Below are 8,331 nucleotides of genomic sequence, written 5' to 3' on the forward strand. Positions count from 1 at the left end.
CTAAGGCATTTTTACTTTAGGCAACCAAATAAATATTCCAAATTTGAATTTTAAAATAGTAAAATTAATAGCCGATTACTATATTTATATTCAGGAGTTAACGCTACATCTTCAGATCGGTTATTACCGCAATCTACTTTAGATTATCAGAATGGTTAACGTTATCCCTACTAAAATAATTAAGGAGTCTTATGATAAAGTTAGGGTAGCAATGTATTTAATAGGTTTTTCTTCCAGAGTTTCAAATTTTATAGATGCAGCTGATGTAAATGGCAATATCAAGCATAATAGTTTAAGTTTACAATATTTAAATCAGATAGATAATGCCTGTAGAAAAGCAGGTATTACTACTGGTGCTGTATATCCTGTGATTGGAGGTAATGCAGATAGCCATAGTTTTAACTTTCTAAATCCTCAAAATACAAATAGTGCTAACAGGCTTGTATATAGTTCAGGTATCATTAATCACACTATTAATGGTATTGAATGGGTAAGAAATGTCAGTAATCCTGCTTATGCTAATACATTTTTTAAATCTACACAATTTGCAATTACTGGTAAAGCAACAATGATATATTATTCTAATACACAATCAAATATACAATCAGTTGAAATGGGATGGTATGATGGTGGTAGTACTGCAATAAATATGTTAACCCCAGGAAATGTAGCCCGAGTTTTATTTGGACAGAGTACAGTAGATGTTCAATATCCTAATACTAATACTAAAGGATGTGTATTAGGAACATTTGATAGCGGTTTATCTTCTTTTTATTTACGAGGAGAATTGGTTGGGTCTTCAAATGGCAGGATATTAAATATAACTAATAATTTAGACTTTTGGATAGGAGCAAGAAATGGAGATTCTCAAGTTTACCCATCAGATAAAACTTGCTCTTTTGCCGCAATATTACAACAATCATTAACAATATCACAAGCTAAAGTATTCTCACACGACATTACTGTAGCACAAAGAAGTATAGGAAGAGGATAATGAATAACTTAGAAAAATACATAGGTGATTTAAATCCAAGTTGTTGGTTAAACTCTGACCATGTAAATGGATATGGAGCTGCTCAACCATCTATTGGAGATGATGTAAATACTTGGGCTGATTGTAGTGGTAACGGTAATGATTTTATACACGAAGTTGTTATAGGTCAAAATCCACCAAAATTTGGTGAAGTTAATTTATTTGGTCAAACAAATAAAAGTTTAAATTTTACAGTAGCTAATCAAAACTCTTTAATTAGAAATTCAAGTTCAAATACAATTTGGAATATCGCATTTACTTTAATTAGTATAGGAGATATAAGCACAGGTTGGTTATTACAAAATAGATTTGGTGGAACAGAAAATGGTAGCATACAGATTTCTGATAATCAAATATCTTCTTATACTATAGGTTCTCAGTGGATTAGTTATGGTGGGAATTTTAGAACCGGGAGAAGAATTTTAATAATAAAAAGAGGTATAGATATATTTGATGTAAAATCAGTATTTAGTCAAAGTAATAATTATCAGTTAGTAAACGGTGCTACTATAAATAATATACCATCATCAGCACTACCTTCTAATAATCTGTCTTTAGGTTGTAGACTTTTATCTAATGGTAATAAGGATGTATTTTTCACTGGTTCAATATGTGAGGTCATAGCTTTTCCTAGAATACTAACACAGGGAGAAACATTAAAGACACAAACCTATCTTAAACTTAAATACAACATATAATGATATTATTAGATAAAGGAAGATTATTGGTTGATTTTGATAAGGATGCCGAAAACATTATTAAAACCATTAGAGATATTGATGGCGTGATGCTAACTGAACCTGAAAGATTCTATGTAAATCATATTGTTAGTGGATTAAAAGGAATTGGCGTATGGACCAAGATAAGAGCCTTATATGGTTTTGTAGGAGGTAGAGCAGCTACCCATAAATGGAACTGGAAAGATATGCGTGATACAGATGATGCATTTAGGATAGTTTGGGGTGGTACTGTAACACATTCTTTATTAGGTGTGAAAGGAGATGGTAATACAGGATATGGTAGGTGTTTTTTTAATTTGACAACACAAGGTAGATTGTCAACTGTATCAGTGGGTTTAACAATACAAGATAAAACTGGAGAAGGTATAGGTATAGGGGCAGGAGTAGGAGGTTCAGGTATATTTGGTTGCAGTAGCAATGGTTTTCAATTTGAACCAACAGGTAGTATATACTCCTATACTCCACAAAGAATAGGTAAATCCTTAGCATTTAGTTATAGTACACTAAATTCACCAGTATGTTCAATAGACGGTAACATAATACCAATTACTTTAAATTCTAGAATCCCTACTGCACCAATGCCAAATTTTAATATTAATTTATTATGTAGAGGTAAAAATAGTGAAGCTGATAGAGATAATTTTTCAGCAGCTAGATACACATCAATGTTTTTGGGAGAACCTATGAGTAATCAAGAATTATTTCTTACAAATAATTTACTTTATACAGCACAAGGAATTTTAAGCCGTAAATAGCATTAATAAAATATGATCGTAACATCAAGTGGAAAAATATTAGCAGGACCTAACCGAATAATTGTAAGTGACACAATTAATGAATTTTTGGGCACAGTAAGTAATTTATGGAATAACCCTGCCAATTGGAGTTTAGGTATAGTGCCAATAGCAAATCATATTGCTGTTATAAAAGCTGATTGCATTTTAAACACAACAGGCTCTATAAAGCAGTTAATTATTAACAGCAGTTTTACATTTATAAAGAGAGCAGCATTAACAACTGAAAATATCAATATATACGGCATATTCAATGACAATAATGGCAATCAAACAACTATAACTAAAGGAAATAACAGTTATTGGAACGGGTATATAAGAACTGCGAATAGCAATATCCAGTTTAATAATTCTGGTCCTGTAATACCAGCTATTGATTACTATAATCTATACATAGGTTCTAATTTAACCAGCCCCATATTATTATTAAATAACACCAGTGTTTTTAATACTTTAAGTGTAGGTGGGAATAGTCAATTTGATTTATCCGTTTATAATATAGATACTAATGATTTATCCCTTAGTAATAATAGCTATCTGATAGCTAAAAATAACAATTATATCCGTATTAATAATTTAGCAACATTTAATACCAATACATTATTAGCTACTAATTTTACATCGGGAACAGTTTTTGAATTTGTTAAAGACATTCTTACCAATGCATCTTCAATAAATGATTTCGGTCAATCAAAAATTATTTTTTCTACGAATAATAAAACAATAACGACAAATTCAACTGAAAATGTTAATCCGTTTGTTATGAGAAACGTAGAAATTAAAGAGAATATAGAGGTTACATTAACAGGAAAGAAATTTACCTTATTTGAAAAAATAATTGGTTTAAATGCATCATCAAAATTAGATACAAGAGGAAATATTGACTGGCAAGGTAAATTAAATTCAGATTTACTTGCCAATAGTTTATTTTATGCCAATCAGAATGATAATATTTTTTCGTATAATTTTTCAGGTAATCAGGAAATAAGAGTACCAGATGATGGCGGTTATAGAGAACTTAGATTACAAAATGCTGGAGTAAAAAAATTAACGGGTAATACTACCTGCACGCATTTATATTTTGCCGGTACTGCAACTCTAGATTTAAATGGTTTTACGCTGACCGGATATACAAAATATACCGATGCTCGTAACAGAGCTTCGACAGTACCCTTAGGTAATTATACCAATGTTGAGTTTAAAGATGAAAATTTAAATACTGTTCAAACATTAACAACAGGCTCTACTGTTGATGAATTAATTTGGCGCGGTGGGAATTTTACTGTAGGAACTAATACACCTGTATTTGCCTTAAATGGTGTAAATCCAACTCAATGGAGATTTATCAGACAGTTTTCCCAACAAATAAACAATATTACTTTTACGTTTTCTAATGTTAGACTTGAGATAGAGAGTGGCACTCCGGGCGGTCTAACATTGAACAATTCTAATATAACAATAACCGGCACGTTAGATTTTAGAAGAAATGGCCTAGTGATATTAAATGGTGCTTCATCCATAACCTGTAATACATTAGCATTTAATCTTGCTGGAGCACAAGATGTGCCAGCCAATGTTGGATTTACGAACCTTACAATAGGTGGTAGCGGAATAAAAACTTTAACAGGAAATATAATAGTAACAGGAATTTATTATAGAGATACTGTTAATACAACATTGAATAAAAACGGCTTTACCATTAAAAATAGCAGCGGCATGGATTTAGAATAAAAATCAATGAATATTTCCATAACTTCTACAGATTCAATCTTACATGTTTTAGCATCTATTTTAAACTATTTACGATTTTCAGTACAAAATCTGCCCTGTTCTCTACCGTATCTTTGGGTACTTCAATAGTTTCATAACCATACTGCTCATAAGTAGTTTTCATCAACTTAAAAGTATGAGCGGCTTCTGCGTAGATTTGCTTACGCTCGCGGTCTGTTTCATAAATTTCAGGCCATGGAGGCAACAAAAATACTTTTTGGTTATACCTGTATTTTGCGGCAAGCATTTCTGCTTCTTTGCCCAGCTCTAGGTTCTCCATATTCAAGTAACAAAAGGTATCTAAAATAGCCCGGTCAAAAAACACTGAGCTTTGAATTTGCTGCTCATCAAGGCGTTTATAGGTAGTTACCGAAGCAGCGAGCATTAAAGCAGCATACGCAGCTTTGTTTTCCCATGGTAAACCTTGGCCTTTCCGCGCAATTTCTTCTTTGATAATACGCCTTGCCTCTTCTGGTACAACAAGATATCCTCTTCTTTCCAATTCGTTCAGCAAGGTGGTTTTACCTGCTCCCGGCCCTCCGCTTATAACATGGAAATGATTATTATAAATTTTCATAGATTAATTTTGCAAACAAGTTTGTATGGTGCTCCAGTAATTTAAACCTGCCTTTATAAACAAGAAAGTACAGATACGCCAATAGCGACTATACATGCGGCAATTAATGAGAAGAGCCAGAGTACAGGTTTGCCCAAGCCCAAATTATAATAAAACAGATATTCACCCTTTCTGCTATAATCATAAAATATATACTGATAAAATAGACTTAAAGGGATATAGGCCAATGCCGCTCCCTGAACAATTCTGTTTGCAGGCAAGGAAACTACAGCCAATAATAAAGCCGTAACCAGGGATGGCAAGATCAGCTTTTGATAAAAAATCCACCAGGCTTTAAATAAATGTCTGTACTTCATATTTATTAGCTCATTTTAAGCAATTATTGGTAAACGATCATAAACCCATTTTCGCTTATTTATTTTTCTTGAGTTCCGAGACCTCTTTCTTCAATTCTATCAAATGCAAGGTCAGTTCCTCTATCTTTTTCAATAGTATCTTGTTCATCTCGCCCAGTTCTATGCCTTCTTTCTCTGCCTCTGCTGCCGAGGGCACACCGGGAAGGTGCTTGTTCGCTTTGATAAATTCTGCTATTTCCTTGAGGTCTGTCAGTCTATAACCGTCGTTGAACACGTAATCTGCCAGTTGGCGGTCTCTACCTTGATCTCTTTAGCACGGATCTTACCGTTTACAGAAAGTTTTTCTTGGGGGGTATCTGTGCCTATGCCTACATTATTGTTCAGTACAATATTTCCGGCATCTGCAAAAATTACGAGATTGGTAGTGTTATGCTGTATATAGCCCAATCTATTGCCCGAAGCATTTATTCTTGTCAATTGAAGACATAGCGCTTTGAGTAACCATATTTGGTTCAGTTGAAGTTGGATGTCAATGCACTTGCCCAATTATTATTTTATTTCTCGGAGAATCATCATTATCGATAAAATTTACACCTGTTGATGGAGCTGGAATAGAAGTCAATGTTGTGCTTGAATTAGTTCCAGGCTTACCCATTACCGATGATATTGTAGCATTCTCTCTATTTAGATAGATATATATATTTGATGTTCAATTTTACTTGTTAAACTATTGTCTCTTACTAACTGTAAATTAGTTTGTATATTATCATCAACCATTATGAGTTTACTATTATTTTGTAATGCGTTATCGTTCGTTTTATTTTCTTGATATACATTATCATCTATTAATCTGGCATTATTTGTTTTTACATTATCGCTTCCTAAATATTTTCCATTAAGCTTACTATAATAATCATCAAATGGCATCATCCCATCAGGATCAACAAACCTAATTGGGTTATTGAAACCATAATTGTAAGGCGAATATCTTCTCATTTTCTCCGCCAGCGGATCTATGACGTTCCACCTACCAATAACCGGAGCATAGAACCTCGCGCCATAATCATATTGTCCCAATTCATCCTGCAACTCCTTCCCGTTGTACAGGTATTTGTTGTTCCCCCCCGTTTACACTCTTCCTCAACCCGAAGGCATAATAACCGAGGCATGGCCGAGCTCATGAATACCATTGAAAAACAATAACAACCTATGAATAATCGTCCCGCTGCAACATCCGCACAGCTCCTTCAGTAAATATCGAAACTTCCCCGAACATTTCCAAGGTGATCCTTCAAATCGCATTGATAAGTATAGGTGCCATTGTTGTTCAATGTTCTGCCTTCTCCTTTTAATAGCATATTTACTACTGATGGCCACAAGTGTAACCTCGTTCGCCATATTATACCTCCCCTGAAATTATTTAAAAGTACGAACGTGGCGAAAATGTGCCCTCGATAGATGTGGCGGCAAAGATTGCCGATGCACTGACCGTTACACTCGATTACCTGGTAAAGGACGCAGAATACGAACAGATAGACAACGATACGCTGAAACACCTGAAAGAGGTACAGGGACTGGATGCGGAGAACCGCTCCCACGTGTTCGCCACAATAGACGCTTTCATAAAGGCCGCAAAGCTGAAGAGCATAGCGACAATGTAAAACAAGCAAAGCCCAGCAATATTCACATCGCTGGGCTTCTAATTCTATTTTAGGGCATGACGACCCTTAATCTTGTATTCCATAGAAATCAGCCATATCCAGCCATAAATTAGCTAATTCTATATTTTTCTTTATCCCAATTCCATAATAGTACAACCTCCCAACCTCATATATAGACTGTCTATCGCCTAATAATGCCGCTTTCATATAATAAAAAAAAGCATTATTAGGGTCTTTTTTCGTGCCGATACCTTCTTCATAACATTTTGCTATATCGTAACAAGCTTCTGGAATGTTATTCTCAGACGCTAATAAAAACAACTCAAAGGCCTTATTAATATCTTTTTCTACATATTTCCCAAACAAATACCATGTACCTAAGGCATAGGTGGCTTTGTAGTTTTTCATTTTTTTTGCTTTTTCAAGCAGAGCAAATACCCTGCTTAGTTCCGCAGAATCCGTAGAGGCTTCTTTCAAAGCAAGCCCATATAATCTATCTCCTTTCATAATTTATCTAATTTTTTGGTGGCCAAGGACCTTTCCATCCTCCTGGACGTTTTCTTGGAGCCATTTTTTCTCCTTTCTCCCCGCCTCTGTCTGCGGCTTTCCTAGCTTGTCCTTTTTGATGTTTGCCTTTTGTACTTGGCCTTGCTCCCTTTGTATGCTCAGATGCTTCCAAAATACGCTGGTTCCATTCCTCTTCTTTCTGCTTGCCGTAGTAATAATTTGTGATTGCATCGCCAATTACGTAAGCTGAATAAGCTGTCAGGGCAATCGCTCCAATGGTTTTTGTGACAGGCTCAGGATTTGCGCCCTCAGCTCCCCAAAGTGTCCCAGTGCGAACTGTCAGCCCAATGCCAATTGCACCCCACGCCGAACTAGGTTTTTTCGCCGTTACCGAAACAGTATTTAACGGTATCGGATTGGGATCGTAAAGAAGGGGGGTTAGATTTTGGCCAACTAGGCTGTTATAATCAACACCCTGCCTTTCCGTTCCTATCTTTACCCTTCCCGTAGTGGGATCTTTATCATACTTCTGTCTATCTACAATCTGGTAAACGGAATTATCGCCATCGTCAACACGCTTTATTACCTTTCCTCTTTCATCAACATGGGTAGATGCAATATAATGCGGACCATCTTCTACCCTCATACCGTCAGGATCAATATAGTTTACAGGGTTGTTAAGTACATAATTATAAGGAGAGAAATCATCATAGTACTCCGCCAGCGGATCCACCACGTTCCAACGCCCGATTACCGGATCATAGAACCTGGCTCCGTAATCGTACTGTCCCAGTTCATCCTGTAGTTCTTTGCCATTGTATAGATATTTGTTGTTCCCGCCGTTCACACTCTTCCTCAACCCAAACGCATAGTAGTCATCCCGCTGCAGCATC

Annotated in this window: 10 protein-coding genes and 2 pseudogenes; 5 read left to right on the forward strand and 7 right to left on the reverse strand. The window is 35.3% G+C overall.

Features of this window, described 5'->3' with window-relative positions; genetic code table 11:
- The first annotated feature begins 151 nt into the window (after positions 1-151).
- The 4 genes from ACLHG9_RS00700 to ACLHG9_RS00715 are packed head-to-tail and all read left to right on the forward strand — an operon-like array spanning position 152 to position 4,298.
- Positions 152-994 carry a hypothetical protein gene (locus tag ACLHG9_RS00700; RefSeq protein ID WP_410219695.1) on the forward strand — a complete coding sequence of 281 codons (843 nt, stop codon included), beginning with the start codon at positions 152-154 and terminating at the stop codon, positions 992-994.
- Entirely contained in the window at positions 994-1,731 is a 738-nt protein-coding gene (locus ACLHG9_RS00705; RefSeq protein WP_410219696.1) for a hypothetical protein, read from the forward strand. Before ACLHG9_RS00700 ends, ACLHG9_RS00705 begins: the two co-directional genes overlap by 1 nt.
- Complete coding sequence (locus tag ACLHG9_RS00710; RefSeq protein ID WP_410219697.1) at positions 1,731-2,528, forward strand: hypothetical protein; 798 nt, start codon at positions 1,731-1,733, stop codon at positions 2,526-2,528. Before ACLHG9_RS00705 ends, ACLHG9_RS00710 begins: the two co-directional genes overlap by 1 nt.
- Positions 2,529-2,540: 12 nt before the next feature.
- Positions 2,541-4,298, forward strand: a complete 1,758-nt coding sequence (locus ACLHG9_RS00715) for a hypothetical protein (RefSeq protein ID WP_410219698.1) — start codon at positions 2,541-2,543, stop codon at positions 4,296-4,298.
- 55 nt (positions 4,299-4,353) lie between these two features.
- On the opposite strand, the gene ACLHG9_RS00720 is transcribed toward ACLHG9_RS00715, so the two are convergent.
- The 5 genes from ACLHG9_RS00720 to ACLHG9_RS00740 form a co-directional block, all read right to left on the reverse strand.
- A complete protein-coding gene (locus ACLHG9_RS00720; protein WP_410219699.1) occupies positions 4,354-4,914 on the reverse strand; it encodes an AAA family ATPase in 561 nt (186 codons plus the stop codon).
- A gap of 53 nt (positions 4,915-4,967) precedes the next feature.
- Positions 4,968-5,270 carry a hypothetical protein gene (locus ACLHG9_RS00725; protein WP_410219700.1) on the reverse strand — a complete coding sequence of 101 codons (303 nt, stop codon included), beginning with the start codon at positions 5,268-5,270 and terminating at the stop codon, positions 4,968-4,970.
- A 55-nt stretch (positions 5,271-5,325) separates the two neighbouring features.
- Positions 5,326-5,544, reverse strand: coding sequence for a hypothetical protein (locus ACLHG9_RS00730; protein WP_410219701.1), 219 nt, complete (start codon positions 5,542-5,544; stop codon positions 5,326-5,328).
- A complete protein-coding gene (locus tag ACLHG9_RS00735; RefSeq protein ID WP_410219702.1) occupies positions 5,520-5,747 on the reverse strand; it encodes a hypothetical protein in 228 nt (75 codons plus the stop codon). Before ACLHG9_RS00735 ends, ACLHG9_RS00730 begins: the two co-directional genes overlap by 25 nt.
- 207 nt (positions 5,748-5,954) lie before the next feature.
- Positions 5,955-6,359, reverse strand: a complete 405-nt coding sequence (locus ACLHG9_RS00740) for an RHS repeat domain-containing protein (RefSeq protein WP_410219703.1) — start codon at positions 6,357-6,359, stop codon at positions 5,955-5,957.
- Positions 6,360-6,706: 347 nt separating this feature from the next.
- Between ACLHG9_RS00740 and ACLHG9_RS00745 the strand changes: the two are divergent.
- Positions 6,707-6,931, forward strand: a pseudogene (locus tag ACLHG9_RS00745) (helix-turn-helix domain-containing protein); the annotation flags it as partial.
- Between the two features lie 66 nt (positions 6,932-6,997).
- Here the strand turns inward: ACLHG9_RS00745 and ACLHG9_RS00750 are convergent.
- Both ACLHG9_RS00750 and ACLHG9_RS00755 read right to left on the reverse strand, forming a co-directional pair.
- The gene (locus ACLHG9_RS00750; protein WP_410219704.1) at positions 6,998-7,438 is read right to left on the reverse strand and encodes a tetratricopeptide repeat protein; all 441 of its coding nucleotides are present in this window, start codon (positions 7,436-7,438) and stop codon (positions 6,998-7,000) included.
- Between the two features lie 631 nt (positions 7,439-8,069).
- Positions 8,070-8,331, reverse strand: a pseudogene (locus tag ACLHG9_RS00755) (RHS repeat-associated core domain-containing protein); the annotation flags it as partial.

The sequence above is a fragment of the Pedobacter sp. genome (assembly GCF_046462515.1).
Lineage (GTDB): Bacteria > Bacteroidota > Bacteroidia > Sphingobacteriales > Sphingobacteriaceae > Pedobacter.